The sequence below is a fragment of the Clostridioides sp. LIBA-6622 genome (genome assembly GCF_056716095.1).
The window spans coordinates 21304-38879 of the sequence record NZ_CP197000.1 but is presented as its reverse complement, the minus strand read 5'-3'; the positions used below and the strand labels follow the sequence as shown (position 1 = coordinate 38879).

General features: G+C 28.8%; 35 protein-coding genes. 1 reads left to right on the top strand and 34 read right to left on the bottom strand.

From position 1 onward, the window contains the following. Nucleotides 1-64 precede the first annotated feature (64 nt). From ACTG47_RS20505 to ACTG47_RS20360, 30 genes are all read right to left on the bottom strand, one after another. A complete protein-coding gene (locus ACTG47_RS20505) occupies nucleotides 65-283 on the bottom strand; it encodes a hypothetical protein (RefSeq protein ID WP_479927245.1) in 219 nt (72 codons plus the stop codon). Nucleotides 284-297: 14 nt separating this feature from the next. After that, on the bottom strand, nucleotides 298-426 hold the full coding sequence (locus tag ACTG47_RS20500; protein ID WP_479927244.1) for a hypothetical protein: 129 nt from the start codon (nucleotides 424-426) through the stop codon (nucleotides 298-300). 110 nt (nucleotides 427-536) lie between these two features. Further along, a complete protein-coding gene (gene gpG / locus ACTG47_RS20495) occupies nucleotides 537-824 on the bottom strand; it encodes a phage tail assembly chaperone G (protein WP_054277906.1) in 288 nt (95 codons plus the stop codon). Between the two features lie 17 nt (nucleotides 825-841). Continuing rightward, nucleotides 842-1438 carry a major tail protein gene (locus tag ACTG47_RS20490; protein ID WP_070480348.1) on the bottom strand — a complete coding sequence of 199 codons (597 nt, stop codon included), beginning with the start codon at nucleotides 1436-1438 and terminating at the stop codon, nucleotides 842-844. 3 nt (nucleotides 1439-1441) lie between these two features. Next, on the bottom strand, nucleotides 1442-1777 hold the full coding sequence (locus ACTG47_RS20485) for a hypothetical protein (protein ID WP_479927243.1): 336 nt from the start codon (nucleotides 1775-1777) through the stop codon (nucleotides 1442-1444). Next, nucleotides 1777-2220: an HK97-gp10 family putative phage morphogenesis protein gene (locus ACTG47_RS20480; protein WP_479927242.1), complete on the bottom strand. Its 444-nt coding sequence runs from the start codon at nucleotides 2218-2220 to the stop codon at nucleotides 1777-1779. The genes ACTG47_RS20485 and ACTG47_RS20480 overlap by 1 nt, the downstream gene beginning before the upstream one ends. A gap of 1 nt (nucleotide 2221) precedes the next feature. Then, nucleotides 2222-2548: a hypothetical protein gene (locus ACTG47_RS20475; protein ID WP_479927241.1), complete on the bottom strand. Its 327-nt coding sequence runs from the start codon at nucleotides 2546-2548 to the stop codon at nucleotides 2222-2224. Between the two features lie 15 nt (nucleotides 2549-2563). After that, on the bottom strand, nucleotides 2564-3214 hold the full coding sequence (locus ACTG47_RS20470; protein ID WP_479927240.1) for a phage head closure protein: 651 nt from the start codon (nucleotides 3212-3214) through the stop codon (nucleotides 2564-2566). Nucleotides 3215-3216: 2 nt separating this feature from the next. Continuing rightward, nucleotides 3217-3504: a hypothetical protein gene (locus ACTG47_RS20465; protein WP_479927239.1), complete on the bottom strand. Its 288-nt coding sequence runs from the start codon at nucleotides 3502-3504 to the stop codon at nucleotides 3217-3219. Nucleotides 3505-3512: 8 nt separating this feature from the next. Further along, nucleotides 3513-4679 (bottom strand): phage major capsid protein, encoded by a 1167-nt coding sequence (locus tag ACTG47_RS20460; RefSeq protein ID WP_479927238.1) that lies wholly within the window; start codon nucleotides 4677-4679, stop codon nucleotides 3513-3515. Between the two features lie 14 nt (nucleotides 4680-4693). Then, on the bottom strand, nucleotides 4694-5317 hold the full coding sequence (locus ACTG47_RS20455; protein ID WP_479927237.1) for an HK97 family phage prohead protease: 624 nt from the start codon (nucleotides 5315-5317) through the stop codon (nucleotides 4694-4696). Further along, the gene (locus tag ACTG47_RS20450) at nucleotides 5271-6461 is read right to left on the bottom strand and encodes a phage portal protein (RefSeq protein WP_479927236.1); all 1191 of its coding nucleotides are present in this window, start codon (nucleotides 6459-6461) and stop codon (nucleotides 5271-5273) included. Before ACTG47_RS20450 ends, ACTG47_RS20455 begins: the two co-directional genes overlap by 47 nt. Nucleotides 6462-6479: 18 nt before the next feature. Next, the gene (locus ACTG47_RS20445) at nucleotides 6480-8108 is read right to left on the bottom strand and encodes a terminase TerL endonuclease subunit (protein WP_479927246.1); all 1629 of its coding nucleotides are present in this window, start codon (nucleotides 8106-8108) and stop codon (nucleotides 6480-6482) included. Next, nucleotides 8092-8598: a P27 family phage terminase small subunit gene (locus ACTG47_RS20440; RefSeq protein ID WP_479927235.1), complete on the bottom strand. Its 507-nt coding sequence runs from the start codon at nucleotides 8596-8598 to the stop codon at nucleotides 8092-8094. Before ACTG47_RS20440 ends, ACTG47_RS20445 begins: the two co-directional genes overlap by 17 nt. Before the next feature lie 171 nt (nucleotides 8599-8769). Continuing rightward, nucleotides 8770-9102: an HNH endonuclease gene (locus ACTG47_RS20435; protein ID WP_479927234.1), complete on the bottom strand. Its 333-nt coding sequence runs from the start codon at nucleotides 9100-9102 to the stop codon at nucleotides 8770-8772. Further along, nucleotides 9092-9364 (bottom strand): hypothetical protein, encoded by a 273-nt coding sequence (locus ACTG47_RS20430; protein WP_479927233.1) that lies wholly within the window; start codon nucleotides 9362-9364, stop codon nucleotides 9092-9094. The genes ACTG47_RS20435 and ACTG47_RS20430 overlap by 11 nt, the downstream gene beginning before the upstream one ends. A gap of 172 nt (nucleotides 9365-9536) precedes the next feature. After that, complete coding sequence (locus tag ACTG47_RS20425; protein WP_479927232.1) at nucleotides 9537-10085, bottom strand: site-specific integrase; 549 nt, start codon at nucleotides 10083-10085, stop codon at nucleotides 9537-9539. 176 nt (nucleotides 10086-10261) lie between these two features. Then, complete coding sequence (locus tag ACTG47_RS20420) at nucleotides 10262-10726, bottom strand: hypothetical protein (protein WP_479927231.1); 465 nt, start codon at nucleotides 10724-10726, stop codon at nucleotides 10262-10264. Between the two features lie 24 nt (nucleotides 10727-10750). Then, nucleotides 10751-10963: a hypothetical protein gene (locus ACTG47_RS20415; protein WP_479927230.1), complete on the bottom strand. Its 213-nt coding sequence runs from the start codon at nucleotides 10961-10963 to the stop codon at nucleotides 10751-10753. A gap of 262 nt (nucleotides 10964-11225) precedes the next feature. Then, the gene (locus ACTG47_RS20410; protein WP_479927229.1) at nucleotides 11226-11396 is read right to left on the bottom strand and encodes a hypothetical protein; all 171 of its coding nucleotides are present in this window, start codon (nucleotides 11394-11396) and stop codon (nucleotides 11226-11228) included. A gap of 1 nt (nucleotide 11397) precedes the next feature. Then, complete coding sequence (locus ACTG47_RS20405; RefSeq protein ID WP_479927228.1) at nucleotides 11398-11661, bottom strand: hypothetical protein; 264 nt, start codon at nucleotides 11659-11661, stop codon at nucleotides 11398-11400. A gap of 3 nt (nucleotides 11662-11664) precedes the next feature. After that, nucleotides 11665-11913 carry a hypothetical protein gene (locus tag ACTG47_RS20400; protein ID WP_479927227.1) on the bottom strand — a complete coding sequence of 83 codons (249 nt, stop codon included), beginning with the start codon at nucleotides 11911-11913 and terminating at the stop codon, nucleotides 11665-11667. Between the two features lie 4 nt (nucleotides 11914-11917). After that, a complete protein-coding gene (locus ACTG47_RS20395; RefSeq protein WP_479927226.1) occupies nucleotides 11918-12808 on the bottom strand; it encodes a radical SAM protein in 891 nt (296 codons plus the stop codon). A 147-nt stretch (nucleotides 12809-12955) separates the two neighbouring features. Continuing rightward, nucleotides 12956-13336 carry a single-stranded DNA-binding protein gene (locus ACTG47_RS20390; RefSeq protein WP_479927225.1) on the bottom strand — a complete coding sequence of 127 codons (381 nt, stop codon included), beginning with the start codon at nucleotides 13334-13336 and terminating at the stop codon, nucleotides 12956-12958. 17 nt (nucleotides 13337-13353) lie between these two features. Further along, complete coding sequence (locus ACTG47_RS20385) at nucleotides 13354-13479, bottom strand: hypothetical protein (protein WP_479927224.1); 126 nt, start codon at nucleotides 13477-13479, stop codon at nucleotides 13354-13356. 17 nt (nucleotides 13480-13496) lie between these two features. Next, on the bottom strand, nucleotides 13497-13712 hold the full coding sequence (locus ACTG47_RS20380) for a hypothetical protein (RefSeq protein ID WP_479927223.1): 216 nt from the start codon (nucleotides 13710-13712) through the stop codon (nucleotides 13497-13499). Between the two features lie 17 nt (nucleotides 13713-13729). After that, nucleotides 13730-14017 carry a hypothetical protein gene (locus ACTG47_RS20375; RefSeq protein WP_479927222.1) on the bottom strand — a complete coding sequence of 96 codons (288 nt, stop codon included), beginning with the start codon at nucleotides 14015-14017 and terminating at the stop codon, nucleotides 13730-13732. Between the two features lie 27 nt (nucleotides 14018-14044). Further along, a complete protein-coding gene (locus ACTG47_RS20370) occupies nucleotides 14045-14215 on the bottom strand; it encodes a hypothetical protein (protein WP_479927221.1) in 171 nt (56 codons plus the stop codon). A gap of 37 nt (nucleotides 14216-14252) precedes the next feature. Then, on the bottom strand, nucleotides 14253-14582 hold the full coding sequence (locus ACTG47_RS20365; RefSeq protein WP_479927220.1) for a hypothetical protein: 330 nt from the start codon (nucleotides 14580-14582) through the stop codon (nucleotides 14253-14255). Then, nucleotides 14569-14745 carry a hypothetical protein gene (locus ACTG47_RS20360; RefSeq protein ID WP_227483757.1) on the bottom strand — a complete coding sequence of 59 codons (177 nt, stop codon included), beginning with the start codon at nucleotides 14743-14745 and terminating at the stop codon, nucleotides 14569-14571. The genes ACTG47_RS20365 and ACTG47_RS20360 overlap by 14 nt, the downstream gene beginning before the upstream one ends. Nucleotides 14746-14841: 96 nt before the next feature. On the opposite strand from ACTG47_RS20360, the gene ACTG47_RS20355 reads away from it, so the two are divergent. Next, complete coding sequence (locus ACTG47_RS20355) at nucleotides 14842-15411, top strand: hypothetical protein (RefSeq protein ID WP_479927219.1); 570 nt, start codon at nucleotides 14842-14844, stop codon at nucleotides 15409-15411. A 2-nt stretch (nucleotides 15412-15413) separates the two neighbouring features. On the opposite strand, the gene ACTG47_RS20350 is transcribed toward ACTG47_RS20355, so the two are convergent. From ACTG47_RS20350 to ACTG47_RS20335, 4 genes are read right to left on the bottom strand one after another with little or no spacing between them, the layout of a single operon-like run. Continuing rightward, nucleotides 15414-15623, bottom strand: coding sequence for a hypothetical protein (locus tag ACTG47_RS20350; protein WP_479927218.1), 210 nt, complete (start codon nucleotides 15621-15623; stop codon nucleotides 15414-15416). 41 nt (nucleotides 15624-15664) lie between these two features. Next, nucleotides 15665-16195 (bottom strand): hypothetical protein, encoded by a 531-nt coding sequence (locus tag ACTG47_RS20345; protein WP_479927217.1) that lies wholly within the window; start codon nucleotides 16193-16195, stop codon nucleotides 15665-15667. Next, a complete protein-coding gene (locus tag ACTG47_RS20340) occupies nucleotides 16192-17316 on the bottom strand; it encodes a conserved phage C-terminal domain-containing protein (protein WP_479927216.1) in 1125 nt (374 codons plus the stop codon). The genes ACTG47_RS20345 and ACTG47_RS20340 overlap by 4 nt, the downstream gene beginning before the upstream one ends. A 32-nt stretch (nucleotides 17317-17348) precedes the next feature. Beyond that, nucleotides 17349-17570: a hypothetical protein gene (locus ACTG47_RS20335; RefSeq protein ID WP_479927215.1), complete on the bottom strand. Its 222-nt coding sequence runs from the start codon at nucleotides 17568-17570 to the stop codon at nucleotides 17349-17351. Nucleotides 17571-17576 lie beyond the last annotated feature (6 nt).

Genomic DNA, 17576 nt, shown 5'->3' with positions numbered 1-17576 from the left:
TTCCTCACCTCACTTACAAAAAAATAAACCAAGATAAAAATCTTGGTTTATTTCAAAACTTACATTAAATTAATTTCTGCCCACAAAATGGACAATATTTAATAGGTTTTTTACTATTAATACTTAAATAATCATAACTTGCGCCTGTTACAAAATACTTTTTATCTTTAAATTCTATATACATATCTATATCAGAGTCATTAGTTAATAATTCACCTCTTACAACTGTATCATACATGCTAAAAGGTTCTGTATTAATTTTAACTTCACAATATTCACACATAGCACACCTTCTTTCTATAACCAGTTTAATTGGTCAATATAAACATCATTTTCGTTTGGATTATTCTTATCCTTTTTATTCTCTTTCATATATGCAAGTATATCTAAATAATAAAATATATCCATATTATCTATATCGACCATGCTCCACCCCTTTTCAAATAAGAACATACTATATAAATCTTTTATAAAATCTCGTGGAGATAGATACTTATTTTCTTTATTAGAATTACTTTCTGTATCCTCTCCAGTGCTTAGTTTTTTACCTTCTCCTCGAAACCTCCAGTCGTTTTTGATAAATCTTCAAGTGCTTTATTTATAAAATTTCCAGCTGGATAAAACCCATCCAGTAATTCATCTTTTGAAAATTGTTCCCCGTATACATCGACCGTAAAGTCAAGTAATTCGCGGAATAATTCTGTCGAGTTAAGACCATTTTCAATTTTATCAGTTAGCGCGAAAACTTTATCTAGTTTTCTAAGAGGTATAGGTGGTGCTTTAAATATTTTTTCTTCTTCATTTATAGTTAATTTTATTTCCATTTTTAATTTTCTCCTTATTATTTATTTAAATTTGTTTTTGCTGGTGTTGTTGGTTTTGCCGCTGTTTTTAAAAAAGTTGTTGTAAAAAATTCTTCCGCTGTTGGTGCATTTTCAACATCCGTATCTGATGTTATTTTGTGTCTGCCATCGTTTATCCTTGGCATAAATTTAAGTTTGATTTTTTGAGATTGAAATTCGATTTTATCTTCCTTTGTTTTTGCTTCCTCTTCAAAAGGTTCGCACACCCCTTTAGTCAACCAAACCATCCTACTTCCGTTTTGACTTTTTGGAGATTCAAAACCAAAAGCCAAATTAGGCGGATTAAAATTTTTATCTTCAACTAATACACCATCTTTATATTGGTATCCAAGGATAAGCGCACGTTCTTCTAATGTTAAGTCAGCTACCTCAATTTCAACCTCTATAGCTCCCATAGCCGAAGCAGTCTCTAAAAGCTGGTCGTCCCCATAGTTTTCAGCGGAATCAACTTTAGGTGATATTTTCACACTTTTAGCACCTGTTAATCTTGTTATTTTAGTATCGTATTCAAGTGTTTCCTCCGTATCTGTTAATAGTTTTACAATTCTATAGTTTCTTAAACCTATAATAGCCATTTCTTAATCCTCCTCATTTTTTGTAAAAAATAAGAATCTAAAAACAGTATGGTAGCTGTAATCAGATTCTTTTATTTCGTGTATACTTCTTTTTATAAAATTATTTTCTTTAAGTAATCTTTCAATTTCTTTATTTATATAACTCATTTTATTCTTACTAAACAAATCTATTTGAATATAATGCTCTGTTCCTACTACTTTATCATCCGCATAGCGATTTTGTTCTAAATAACTAAAAAAAGTTATATATGTTTTTTCTTCTCCATCAAACCTTTGAAATGAAACAGGAATTTTCAAAGGTTTTAATGTTTCTATTACTAAATCATTTATATTAATCATTACAACCCTAGCCCTCTTTTCAATATTTCTTTCATTACATTTTTAGCTTCATCTTTTTTTGACTCATATGCAGGTGCTAGAAATGGTTTAGGGCTAACACCTGGATGGTTTATTATTCTTCCTTTTTTCTTTCCTTTTTTGATTGGTATTTGATGTGCAGATGCTCCAAGTTCTAAAAAATTTCCATAAAAAATTTCTGAATTATCTTCTTTAGTAATACCAACTAGAACATATTTGACATTACCTTTTTTCTTGACTCCACTTACTTTTAAGCCAGCTTCTAATTTGCCAGTTCTTTTTTTGACTCGTGGCAAAGCATCTTGTAAAATCACATTTCCACCAGCTTTTATAGCTTCATTTACAAGTCTATCACCCGATTTTCCCATACTCTCTACTTTTGATAAGATTGCGTCAAATCCTTCTGTTGTTATTTCTACGCCCATTTTAAACAACTTCCTCATATTTAAATTTTAATTCTTTACAATAATATTCGTTTTCTATAAAATCACTAGAATTTAAAAAGATAAAATCTTCTTTTTTAAACATATCTTTTATACTAATATACTTGTTTATATTCTTTAAGCTCTTATACCAATACTCTATTTTTATTGAATATACAATACTCTTGTTCTCGTTGTCAGAGAAATTTGCATCGTATTCATTTTCTATAAAGAATATTATATATTCTTCATCACTTGAAAAATTATCATATTCTTGAAAACCAATATTAATATTTAATTTTTCAAGGATAGTAACTATTTTTGAGTGCATACTATCACCTAACTTTTACTTTGACTCTGCTGTTATTTCAAGAATTTTATTTTCTTCTTCTAAATTTAAAATTTGAGTCATATTATAAAATTTATCTTTGTATTTAATGACAAAATTAGTTATAGCATTTTGTTTTATGTTTAAATCTAATTCTTTAATATATCTAATTTTAAACTTTTTATTTGCGGAAGTTTTAATCGAGTTACTTTCTATTAATTCTTTACTATTTAAATCTTCAACACTAGCCCAAACTTTTTTATAAAATTTAATTGTTACATCTTCAAGAACATTTTTTCTTTCTTTGATAAAAATAGAAATATGCTTATCTAGTACGTCAACTAATTCAGATAAATATAAGTATATACTAGTCTTGTCATTGCTAATATCAAGTTTTACTATGCTGTAAAATTCATTATTTAACTTTATAACATCACTTGTTTTAATTAACTTCATATAAGGTACTTTTAACTTAATAGATACCTTTAACCCTGTATTATCAAATTTAAGTTTGTCTTGTTCTCTTATATACTCATTAGCAAAAAAGAGCTTACTATTTACAATAAACTCTTTTTCATCTAGTGCATTACCTTCTTTATCGTAGCTTTCCTTGTATTCTCCAAACTCCACAATGCCATCATTAAAATTATTAAATTTTATTTTTTTCATTTTTATATTACCTCATTAGCTGCGCTTTTAATTTGAAGTCTAAGAAGCTCTTTGCTAAAGTTTTCTTCAAAGTATTCAATAGCATTATTTCTTACATATCTGCAATAGTTAAATAGCAACTCTCTATTAAAATTATCTTTAAAATCTAGTGCAGCTCCTGCTATTTCATTTTCAAAATAATCAATCCCTCTTGTAACCATTTTTTCTATTTTTGTATCTTCTTCTATCCAAGTGATATTAAGATACTCTTTTACTTCTTCAACTACATTTTTAATATCTTCATTCTTCATCCTTGTACCTACTTAGTTTTAGCAGCTGACGCTTTTGTGTTTGAATTAATTTCTGTTGCTAAAGTTGTGTCTAAGTTTTGTATATCAAATACTAAAAATGAATCGTTGTCTTTCGGCTCTCCTGTTGCATATTGTTTTACTAGATAAGTTCTTTCATCCTCTAAAAATTTATATTCGTCTGAATACTCTATTTTTCCGCTTGAAGCAATTCCCATAAAATAATCCTTTGCCATACCAGCTATTAGTTTGCCTTTAGGGACAGCAACTGACTGAATTATGTTTCCAGGAATAGGTAAAACTCCATACACATAAGTGCCATTAGATGTCAACATAGTTGTAGCAGCGAAAATTTTAGACCAATAGTCAACTGGATTTACAAGCATTATAATACTTGGAACTGCCCTTTTACCATCATTTGTAAGTGGAGCCATAATTTCAACTCCTAATGTAGCTGGTTTAAAATCAGTCAACGGTTTTGCAGTTTTATCCGGATACACACCTTCAACGACTGCGCCTTTTAAATCTTTTAACATACCTTTTGGTTGGTCTTTTCCTGTCCCTGCTACAATACCCATTTCAAGTCCTAAGCTTAAAGCTTCTGTTAAAACAGCCCTTACGTATCTGTCTAACCATTCAGCCCCCAAATCAAGCATAGCTTTTGCGACTGGAAGATATGCAGATAATTTATAAGCCCCTGCATTAATTTTATTAAATCCATGTTCTAACTCTTTTTTAATAGCATCATCTAATTTACCCCACCACGCAGCTTCTGCGTTCGTTTTTCTTATTATCCATTCCGTAACCCCTGTAGTATTTTCAAAAGTTATAGCACTAAGTAGGGGGTGGTTTTGCTCTAAGTCATCAAACACCCTATCAAATACAGTTCTTGGCATAGTTATCTCTAAATCTGTAAATCCTCTTTTTTCTATTGCTTGGTTATAATATGCTCTTTCCTCACTTGTTAGTTGTGGCATACCTCTCTTGTCAAGTATCGCCCTGTCAGCTGATTCTATATTAGCAATAGAACGTGCTTCTTTTAGTAAATTACTTTGTATATCTTCCGCCATTCTTAAAAATGCTGTTGTTATTTTTTCCTCGTCATTACCCTTTATTGCTTCCATTAAATTCGTTCTTAGTTCAACATTAGTTGCTTCATCTAAATTTTTCATTGCCATTTTTATTTTCCTCCTTAATTAAATGCATTAAAAAAAGCCGACACTAAATCGACATTTCTTTTTTCTATATTATCTTTATTATCATTTTGCTTTGCTTCTTCTTTTTGCAAGTCTCTAAGTTCTTTTATAGATATATCACTTCTACAATTTATTTCTGTATCATTATAAGCAGGCATAGGAGTTGCTGTAATTTCAAACAGTTCAACTTCTGTTATATCTCTGTAAAATGTCCAATCATCATCAAAACGAGTTTTAGAATTTACAATATTAAAACCAAAAGAACATCCTCGAATTAGTCCAAGCCTTACATTTTCAAGTAAGTCATTTCCATCCGTAGTGGCTGGTACATCTAGTTCAAATCTTAGTCCATGTTCATCTTCTTCTAAAACTAAATTTGAGTTAGTTCTGCCTACAATTTTATTCCAATCATGATTTATAATCATAAATTTATCCCTAGCATTATCAGCTAAAGTCTTTAAAAATGCACCTCTTGAAATTTTTTCATAGAAAGTATCGCCCCATCTATCTTGTAATTTAGTATAATCATCACTAAAAATAGCAGCATAACCACTTATCTTACGACTTTCTAAATTACTGTCCCTTATTTCCAGCGATACCGCCCTTTTCTCCATTTCCATTTTTAGCCCCTCCTTTCAAATCCGGATTTAAAATCGACTGATAATTTTTAGTTACATAATGTTCATCAGCCCAATCCTCGTTTATTTTTTCTCTACCAAGCATTTCTAAATTGTCGTTTATAGAGTTTACACCTATTCTAAATAGCAAATCACTTGCCTTTGATATTTTTTCAAGTCCCATATTAGCGATTTTTTGTGTGTCTACTTTTACATAACTTTTTTTAATAAAGTTATCTCTACCATACATTTTCCTAGTTAATTCAGTCGTAATAAGTTTCGCGACTGGATTGACAGAAAAATTTAAAAAATTATCTGTTATACCTTCAACTCCAGCAACATTGCCTTTTACAAGTCCAGCGGGAACATGAAAAGCAGCGCATACAAAATCCATGACATCATCAATAATCGCTCTTATATCTCTGCTGTCTTTTATACTTGAAGCTTTTGTATTTTCTGTATATTTCAATCCATTCGAAAGTGGTAAAACAGCATTATCACTTTCAAAATAACGTTTAAATTTGTTGTTCATTAAATCGCCGATTCGTTCTTGCGCTTCTTTTGTTTGCGGGTAATTTGCGTCTATCTCAAGTACACCCTTTTCACTATTATTTTTTTTATAACCTTTCATTGCACTACTTAATAAATCTTTATAATCATTGTAAAGATAATCTATTACAGTTTTTATGCTTTCAACATTTAATTTAAAATACAAAACGTCTGATTCTCTAAAGCTTCTATCTAATTTATAGTTTCTAATTGTAACATCTTTGTATATATCTTCATAAAAAACATACTTATCTACACTAAAACTTTCAGCTACGAAAAGTTGTTCATTTTCTTGTATAACTAGACATTCGTTGTCATACACAAGTCTTGTAATTACTTCTTGCCAAAATTCTGTTGCATTTTGATTTCGATTAGGTTCTATATTAAATAAGTAATAATTTTTGTCTTTAACGGACTTTGCATTTATAAACGTCTGAAATTCACTTAAAACTAGAGCATTTGCAATAATAGAAATACATGACCTTAACGCAAATTCTTTATAAAATATTGTAGCTTCTAGTTTTTTAAAATATTCTCCATCTGCTCCTGACATTTTATCTTTAAATAAAAAATTAGTTATAAAGTTTTTAAAATTCAATTCACCACCTCATTGCTTTTAATACGTATAACAATCATAAAATTTAATTGTTGATTCTTGCATCAGTTCCTCATCTTTAGATAAAGCATGTAAAAACGCGAAAAAGCCATCGGTTTTTCGCTTGATTGGCTCTATCTTTAAATAAGTTTTATTTCCTTTTTTGTCTGTATCTACATAAACATTGTTAGTATACCAGCGCATCATCATATCATCACCCCATTTTATTGTCCTCTCTGCGAAGATTTGCTCTATAAGTGGGGCTATTTTTGCATGAGTTATCGACCCATTTCTAACTTCTTCAATCGTTAAACCTCTATTATTAAATTCTTCTTTTACATGTGCAGCTCTATATGAGTCACAACAAATTTTTAATATATTATAATCCTCTGCCTTTTCAACAAACCAATCAGCGATATACTCTGCTTTGATTGTTTCATCATATATTATTGTGCAAAGTCCTTTTTGTTTTGCTAATTCAATATCAAACTTAAAATTTGTTATTTCTAAAGACTTATAACATATAAAAGTGTGATGCATGATATATCGTTTTTTATCTTTTTTAAATAATAATACAACACTTGTAAAATCTCTTATACTAGAAAAATCTAATCCTCCAATACACGAAAAACCTTTCAAATCCGGCAATTCTTCATTTGTTGCAACTATGTCGTCCCATTCGGCAACTGCTGTTGCTAAATCTTCAGCTGGCAAATTAAATCTTTTAGTTAATAATTCTATCATCATTTGAGGTCTATTTTTAGCCTTATCAATGTCTTTTAAAATTTGTGTCCTTAAATCAGAATTATGTTTTATACTTGGATTTGCTTTTTCTAGTAAATTAACATCTTCCATTTCTTCTATATTATCAAGTTTGAAAATTAAAGGAAGCATTTTAGAATTTTTTATTTCTCCATTTAGAATCTGTTTTGATTCTTCCTTAAAATCGTCTAATACTCCCCCTCTTACATTCCCATCTGTTGTAATATAAAAAATACGTGGATTCTTCACTTTTCCAAGAGCAGAGGTAAAAACTTTTATATTATCATAATTTTCGTATGCATGAACTTCATCAAAAATGATGCAGCCGGGTCTTAATCCATCTTTGCTTTTTGCATTATTTGTGCGGAACTTTAAATAGCTATTAGTTTTTTTAAATGTTATTACTTCTTTAGTTCTATTAAAAAACTTTTTACATATCTTAGGGTATTCAGATAACATATTGTAAACATCATCAAAACTCGTTTTCGCTTGCTCTTCCGACATTGCAACAATATCAATTCCATAATTTTTCACACCATGCAGATGTGTTTGTAAATAATTAGCTAATTGAGATATAAAGCCATTTTTACCATTTCCACGTCCCATCATAATAAAAAATTCATCATATAAAAGCTCTTTACCTTCAAAGCAGCCAACAACTAATGCAACAACAAACTTTTCCCAAAAATACATTTTGTAGAAATATTTTTCCATGTACTCTATAGCTTTTTCTATTTTCTCATGGTCGATATATATGTTAGGTTTTTTTAAATCTTTTTTTATTTTCTTAACCGCAAGGTTCATTTCTTTACATAGAACAATTTCGCCTTTATTAACCAAGTCGAGATATTCATCTATGTATTTATTGTACTTATAATTCAATATCATCATCACCCAAAATTTTTGGTGTTGCTTTTATACCTAATTTATCAAGTAAGTTTAACATTTGAGCGTTGTATTTAATAAGTTCTGACACACTATCATTTTTCTTGTAGCCCCATTGATTTTGACCATTTTGATACTTTATTTGTACGCCTCTTGTTTTTATATCTTGTATAAGATTATTTTTTATATTCCAAATTTCTAAATAGTCATTTATTAAATCTATAAAGTATTTAGCAGTATTTTTATTTTCATCTAATTGTTTTAGTAAATCCTCTTTTATCTCATTTTCTAAATTATTTCCCAACTCTTTTTCATTGTCTTGCATAGCATCTTTTTTGGAGGTGCAGTTGCGTATCCATCCCCCTCGTTTCCTCCAAGATTTCAATGTATTTTCAGATATTCCATACTTGGCTGACATTTCTTTATAAGTCATACCTAAAACATAGTCATTGTGTACATTTTCTTTGTTTCTTAAGTTATCCTTTTCATGCACTTTCACCACCTCATTTTCGTAGTTTTCTTTGCACCTGCAACTATAAATTTAAGTTGCAATACCCCACCCTCCACACCTTATGCGATTTTAAAGCTTTTTTGAACAGCCATGTACCTACCTCGGTTCACAAATTTTCGCTTTGAAAGCCAGTTTTTTCAATAGGGGGGCTATCTACCATCTTTCTTCGTTCAAAAACTTTTTATTTTTTTCTTGATTAATTTTCAGTATTTTTTCGTGAATTTCGTTGTGACAAAGGTTGCACAAGCTTTTTAAATTATCAAGCTTCAAAGCTTCACTTGGATGCTCTTTTACTTCTCTAATATGATGTACACATTCTGCCTTAGATACCTTCTTTTTTTTCTTACAAACTTGACATTCATTATTATCTCTTTCAATAGCTTTTTTTCTTAATTTACGCCATTCCGTACTTCTATAGAATATATCAAGTCTATCAATAGAAATTAATTCTTTTATTCTATCTAGTGTCATGCGCTTACAACTCATTGATATACAACTCTCCTAGACCGTCACTATACTCTTTCATACTTTGCAATAGCTTAGCTTCACTATCCTTAAGGTTCTTGTACTCTGCTTGAATATACTTAACATAATCATCTACACAAGATACAATAAACTTCTCATTACATCTATGACATACAAAGTATGTGACTGTTGTATTATCAATAACTTTAGTCTTTAGCTCCTTGTTACTTACTGTAATCTTCTTACCGCAATTGTTACATTTAAACTTATCATACTTATTCATAACAACACTCCTTTAATTTCCTAGTCGAGTTTAACATAAGATATATTCTGTTAAACTCATTCAAGTATTATTAAACAGCCTTACGCTTTAGTACTCGCAATGTTTTCAACACTCGATTATAAGACTGTATTTTATCCAGTTTAACGTGACCTTTTTATGTTAAACTAATAGGCTAATAATATTTAATATTCCTGTACGCTTTGTTTAAATCATCTTGTTCAATCCCAATATACCGTAATGTAATCGTAGCTGAACTATGATTAAAAAGCTTTTGAAGTGTCACAACATCATGTGTCCTTTTATAGTAATGATAACCAAACGTCTTTCGCATTGTGTGCGTACCTAAGTTATCTATACCAAACATTTCTCCTGTCCCTCTTATTATCTGATAAGCTCTTACTCTGCTTATTGCTTCGTTAGTTTGCTCCCTACTCTTAATAAGAAATTCATTCTGGTTCTTATCTTTTGTATATTCTTTTAGTATTCTTCTTAAGATAGGATTAACCTCAATAGGCTTAGTCTTACCCGTCTTACTTTCTTTAAGAGTTATAAACCGCTTGTCATGAACATCTTTTATTCTAAGCTTTAATATGTCTCCTACTCTAAGCCCTGTATATATTCCCATGCTAAAGAGGACATTATTTCTCATATTAGTTTCTTCTAAATAAGCGCATATGCTTTCTAGTTTCTCTAAATCTCGAATTGGTTCTACAAAGTTCATTTACTCACCCCCTTCCTTTTTTGCAATAAAAAAAGTCTAAAACTTCGAGCTTTGTTTTAGACTTAGGTTTTGGGGGATATTCAGTTGTCAATGTACAATTTTTTCTATGATACAATTCTAACATGTTTTCTTTAGAAACGAAGTAGTAAAATAGTTATTTTTTTGTAGAAATACTGTTATTTTTCTAAAGCTTCATCGCCATACATCATTAAAGCTATCTTTTTAATAGCACTAGCTTTTTTATGATAAATACTAGTTCTATCATATTTCAATTCATATGCTATTTTTGTAGTAGACATTTTATTATTCCAATCGTAAAAATACATTAATTCTATAATTTTTTGCTCGACTTCTGATAATTCTTCTAAATATAGATTAAAGTATTTTATTTTATTTTCAATAATTTCTATTTCAGCTTCTTTGTTATAAATATAAGCTTCTGTAGTTATAACTATATCGTCTATTCCTTTCGTACTTTTATTAACTTTAAATCCAAGCTCTTCGAAATTAACTTCTCTATAAACCTCCTTTTCTTTAAGAGCTGCTATTTCTTTTTTTAATACTTTTAATCTTCTATGTTTATCACCTAACATTTTTAATGTATTTTCTACTTTGTCTGTATACTCTTTTTTTACTCTCATTTTTCACCTCTTATAATTTCTTTTTCACATTTTTATTCTTAATTCTGAAATCACCCTTTCAAAAAGTTCTATATGGTAATTTCCTTTTAATTTAAATTGGTGCTCATAAAAAATTTCAGCATCATCTAATTTTGAAAATTTAATTTCATATGGTGCTCCTATTCTATTGCTTCCCTCGGTTCTAATTCTAACAACATATTCCTTTGTTATATTAACCATTTTCGTACTCTCTTTCATTCTTGTTATAAATACATAACTATTCCCTAAATAAAGCTTTTAGGATTAGTCTAATACTTTGTAGCATTTCCAACTGCTCTATATTATTCAAAATATTCTGTATATTTGTTTTGTTTTTTTGTTATAAAACTTCATTTTTTTAAGTTTAAACAAAATCTATTTATATAAATTTTTTCATGAATAACACTTTAATAATTAATGCGAACTCAATCTATTTTTCTTTTACGCTTTAATTTATATTTTTGTTGTTTTTGAATGTTAATTACAATATTAATTCTTCGAAAACTGTTCTTTTTATAATATCAGCATTGTTATATTTCTTTATCATTTCATTTCTAAAAACTTTAGCATCTATTAACGTGCTAAAACTTTCTTTACACAACTTGAACATTTCATGATTATAATAAAAAACAATATATTCAACTTTTACCATGTTACTTTAATTTCTCCAGTCTCCATTTTCTTTTTCTAAGCTTTTTGTTATGTAGCTTTAATCCTTCTGATAGCTCTTTATCAATTTTTAATACTTTAAATAAAGTAAAAATTGTTTGAATAACGTCTAAACCTTCTTCCATTATTTTTTTGTTATCTTTTAGATGAACAGCTTCTTTAAGTTCTAAAACTTCTTCAAGTACTTTTTCAAATTGTTTTTGAACTGTCCAGCTCTCCGGTACATTAGCAATCATTTTAAAATTCATCTTTTATATTCCCCCTTTTTTTATTTTCTTACAACTTCCAACTATTAACTCACTGTCTCCACTATCTCCCTCTATAAAATTTAATTGTCTACCACCAAGCTTTTTTATATATTCAGATATTTCACTTTTGTCTTGACATTCGTTTTCTATATATTCAAATATGTCAAGTGCGCATATTTCCTCCGGAACTTCAATAATAACTTTATGTTCTAAAAATATTGTCTCTTCAATTTCAATTCTATATTCTTTCATATTTTCACCTCATATAATTCTCAAATTTATCTACACTTCTAAAAATAATCTTATTATTAACCCATCTTTGCAGCTTTCTAACTTCTTTACTTGCATTTGATTTATCGTATATCATCACATAAGGGTCATATCCTAACTCTTTCAATCTATAAATTCTATACAAGTTTTCTTCCATCGTTGTGTCATAATTAGTTAAGACATATACTTTTAACTTCTGATAGCCTAATTTTGTTTCTTTTTTAAATTCTTCAAGCTTTGGAATTATTTTATCTGTTTCGCTCATAAAATCCCAAGCAAAATGAACGGTTTTTATTTTAATTTGTTTCAATAATTCTATATTTTCTTTAGTCAAAAGCCTTGCATCAAGCCCTTGCGTAAAATCTACATACGATTTAGTTTTTATTAGTTGCCCAAGTAATTCTAAATGTTCTTTTGATGCAAGTAAATTAGGGTCTAGTAACTTAATTTCTTTTTGACCTTTCCAAAATTCTTCTACATCTGCAACCTTCTTAGACTTAATACCTTCTTTTTTAGAAACTATACAAAATGAACAAGAACGAGGACAACCCCTAGTTAAAAATCCATACGCTATATTTTTAATATTATATAAATTATAATCTGGATATTGATGTTCTATTTCATCACTTAACACTTTTCCACCGTCTGGATAAAAGTACCCCGTCCCACCTTTTGCAATTTCATCAGCGTTTATATTCCATATGTAGTCTTTAGAGTCTGTGAATACTTTACTCATATAAACTTTATCCATACGACTTGAAAATAGAGGTTCATACCACTCAACACTATGTCCTTGTTGTTTATGCCATGAAGATATTTTCATGAGTGGCAGATTAGGAAAATTGTGTCCATCAACATCAATTAAACCTATTTTCATCCACTTGCCCCCTTTATTTTTTTGCTTTATTTTCACATTCTTCACAACAATAATCTAGTTTCCTATCATCATTAGAAAGAAATGTTCTTCCACACCATCCACAAATTTTTAGTGTTTTTCCTTTTCTAATCATCTTCGCACCTTCTTTTAAAATGGTATATCTGGGTCGTCATAGATAGCTTTATAACTTTGCTCTTTGTTGCTCTCTTGCTTTTTGCTATCTAAAAAATTCATTTTATTTATATGAACTTTTGTATATGTTTTTTTCTCTCCATTTTTTTCGCTTGTTTCAACTCTAATTGAACCTTGTACAGATATAAGTCTTCCTTTTTCTAAGTTATTAGAACATACTTCCGCTAACTTACCAAAAGCTTCGATAGGTATAAAATCTGTTTCTTTCTCTCCATTTTTATTTTTATAGTCTCTATCAATCGCAAGTGTAAAAGTTGCAACTGCTGTACCTGTGACAGGTATGTATTTGAGTTCTGGGTCTTTTGTTAATCTCCCAATTAAAATAGCATTATTCACTTTATCCCTCCATTTTTTTATAATTCATGTAGACAATCATGACATATATCATATACAACATGTATATCTTTATCGCTTTGACTTGAAATAATTTCAACGTGCATTATTTTCCCGCAAAAGTAACATATAATAATCTCCTCCATATTCACACCCCTCTTTATTAATCCCAAAATGGCGCAACCTCCGCATTTCTTTCATCGTTTAAAACTTCAACTATTTTATAATTTCGTAAACTATCTTCTCTCTCAAGTAACTTTATCCAATCGTAAAATTTACCTCTATATTCTTTTGTGTAAACATGATTCGGAAGGTCATTCCAATCATCTAGTAAATCATCAAATTTTTCTAATGCTTGTATAACGCTAATTTTATTCATTTTCTACACCCTCTTTTTTATATTTCTTCTATCTGTTTTTCAGCTTCATTTTTTAACTCAATAAGAAAATCTTTTAATTTTATAATTATTTCATTGTTTATTTTTGTACGTTCAATAAATAAACCATCAAGATTATTAGAATTTCTAACAAATAATTCTATCGTTTCAATTTTTAAATCATTTTCAAGGGCTTTTATGACCTTGTTAATTTTGTCTTTTTCTCTGTTTAAAGCTTCAAACTTTTCCATTTTTTCTGAACTCTTTCTTCGTAGTACTCTAATTTTTTCGTATTCTTCTATATTCATTTTTTTATTTCTCCTTCGAAATTTTTATTATTTTTCATCCTCGAACATTAATTCATCTAAACAATCAATACACATGTAAAAAGTTACATTTACACCATGAATCTCTTTTTCATACTTTACATAGCCATCATCTTCAATATCTATAACGTTTTCGCAACGATTACATGTTATAAATTTGTATACCATAAATTCTTCCATATTCTATACACCTCTTTTATTCCTACAAGGAAATTTTTTATTTTATTTCTTCAATTCTTTTAGATATAGAATTAAGTTCTTTCTGTCTAATTCTAATGCTCTTAGTCTTATTGTAAATCGAAATTGCTTTTTTCACTTCTTTGTTTAAAATACAATTTGTAAGTAAATCATAAGTATACAATATTTTAGAACGTTCTCTTAAAATTTCTGTGCTTTTCTTACCACAATCTTCTAATATTGCAATATAGCTTTTGAGATTTTTTAAATTTTGTTCTAAGTCTTTTATTTGCTTTTCTTTTTTCTTATTTTCTTCTTCTAATTCTTCTACAATTTGTTTCTTTACTAATGTATAGCTACCTATATTCAAAATATTTTCCCTCCATTTCTTCTGCTTTTTTAACTTCATTACAAGCGATAAGAAATAGTTCTCCTTTGCTTAGATTCTTATACTTTTCTTGTAGTTTCTTTTGTTTCTTACCAATTAAATCTACTTTTTCCAGTATACTCATTTCCGAAATTCTCTTTTGCATTTGCTCTGCTCCTTGTTGCTAAATGTGTAAATATTCACTTTTAATCCATTTTCATGTTATAATTTTTTTATTAATAAATAAGAATGGTGGTTAAATATGCAAAACTTAAACAATTTTCTAAATTCAAATTATAACTCTATATATCTTTTCATGACCTTTATATCAATTTCAATTTCTGTCATTGTTGCTCTTTTTACATATAAAAACTTAAAAGAACTCAAGCTCACTCGTTTAGAAGAAGTTAGGGCATGTATATTGCTTTATATAACAAAGAAACATTCAAACAGAGGTTATGAAATTGTATTAAAAAACTTTGGTAAATCTCAAGGTAAGGTTTTAGACATTTGTATTACCCCTCAATTAGATTATAAAAAATGCGCCACTAAGCCAAAAGATGATATAAAACTTATTAGTGACTTTAAAAATATAATTTTAGCCCCTAATCAAGCTTTAAAAACAATATTCCATTTCCACGATTATCCCGATTCAGAGTTTGACATTACTATAAAATATAATACTTGTGGCAGAACTTTTACAGAAAATTATACTTTAAATATAGAACCTTATAAAGTATCCTTATCTAATGAATTTAATGTTGAAAACCAACTTATCGGACTTCGTGAAATCAATAGGTCATTACTAGAAATTTCAAATAAACTTGATTAAGTTTACAATATGTTAAATCTTTCTAAACACTTATCGCAGGCTATTTTTATAGCCTTTTTTAAAGTTTCTTCTGATATTGCATACCCTAACTCTATTTTTAATTTTAAAGTAGTATCATATGGTATATATTCAATAAAACCATCTATTTGATTTATTGGGACTTCAATCGTTAACTTAGTTGTGCAAGCTATATCTTTTATTTCATTATTCATAATCTCACTCCTTTTTCACATGTAAAGATACTAATTAATACTTATCTGTCATTTATTTTTTTCCTATGTTTAATTCCTCTTGATATAATACCTAAACAATCCTCACACACAATAATACTTTCACTTTTTTTAATTTTTTTAGAAATGTCATAGTATCTTAAAAAAGGAATTACAAACATTTTTTTATTATTTTCTTTTCTTTGTGAACAAACATAACATCCAAATTCCTCTCCATTAGTTTCTGTTCCTTTTGGTGTATCATAATAGGAATGGTATACTGTGCTTGAATCCATTGAACTTAAATCTATACCATACATAATTTCTGACTCATTAGTTTCTTTGCTATCTGAAACACTTTCTTTCTCATAAAATTCTTTATAAACTTTTTCCATATTACTTTTCTTATGTTTTTTTATTATGTCTAAAGCATTTTTTGCGTTTTCTTCTGTACAAGAGTCAACACTTTCAACTTCTCCAAACACAACTACATTTTTATTAGTTGCTTCTACAACTCCAAAAAGCTCAATTAATTCTTTAATTTCTTTTACGTTTTCAAATTCCATTTTTATCATTTTTTCACCCTATCCTTTTTATTAAATTTAAAATCTTGACTTTTCTTTATAATTGCATCCAATTCGTTCTCTGTGTATTGGTTGAATGTTTGTTTGAAATTGGCAAATTTATTATTATTTGTCTTTGTTTTTTCTTTGACGCTCTCATTGCCTTTTACAACCTTTTTAGGTGTCTCGTTTAAGTAAGACTCGAATTTATTTCCGAAAAGCGTCTCGGGGCGTAAATAAGCGTTCATTTTATCATCATCTAGCCAGTTTAACACTTTATTTTCTATCACTTTGTAAAATTCTTCTTCTGTAAAGCCTTCTCTGAGTCTTGCATCAATTAAAGATATAGTTTTCTTTGTTGTACTCTTAAAAGATTTATCTGCTGCTTTATTTAAGCAATCAATAATTCTTTTATATATCTCTTTGTCGTTTGTCTTTTCTTCTTTTTGCTCTTTAGGACTATATATATTATTAGTTAAATTAGTCTTGTTAATATTAGTCTTGTTACTCGGCACCTCATTCCTAACATGTACGGCACCACATGCTATAGGGTTAAGCACCTCTTTCCTAACGTTAGGCATTGTGTGCTGTACCTCATCTATATCGGTATTGATACCGAATCGTTCCGGTATTGATACCAAATTGGAGTTTATGCTATCGTCGTTGTTAGTTATCTTTCCTTCTTTTTGCTCTGTAGGACTATATATATTATTAGTTAATTGGGTATTGTTAATATGGGTATTGTTTGCGGGTCTGTCAGAGCCCCCCTTGGGTTCTGTGTGAGCCCCCATGGGGTTCTGTGTGAGCCTAGGTTCTGTGTGAGCCCCTATTTTTGAACTGGCTACATAATATAAATTGCTTGTATTTTTTCCTGTTATTTCGTCTTTTCTAAATACTCTTTTTATCAATTTTTTTTCTTCTAAACTATTGATTGTTCTTTTTACAGTCGCTTCACTACAACCCGCTTCTTTGGCTATAGTACTTCTTCTAGGAAAACATGTGCTTTCATCATCTAAATGTCTGACTAGCACTATATAAATCATTTTTTCATATGTAGATAATTCTAAATTATCTATAAGTTCATTTTCTACCCAAAACCAATCCCTTTTCCTTGAATCTTTTAAAAGTTCCAAAACCTCACCTCCTTCCGTTTATAAATTATTTATCAAGATAACAATTTAAGTTCATAGTCATTAAGTATCAAATCTTCTTTGGTCAATGCTTTGCATGTCATTCCTTTTATTTCTTCATCATAATACGCTAATACTATTTCGTTTTTATCTATATATGTAACAATGCATTTTCTATCATGATTGAATTTCGCATCATGTAATTTGATAATTTCTCCTATCTTTATATCATTTTTTAATAATTTCAATCCACTCACCTCTTA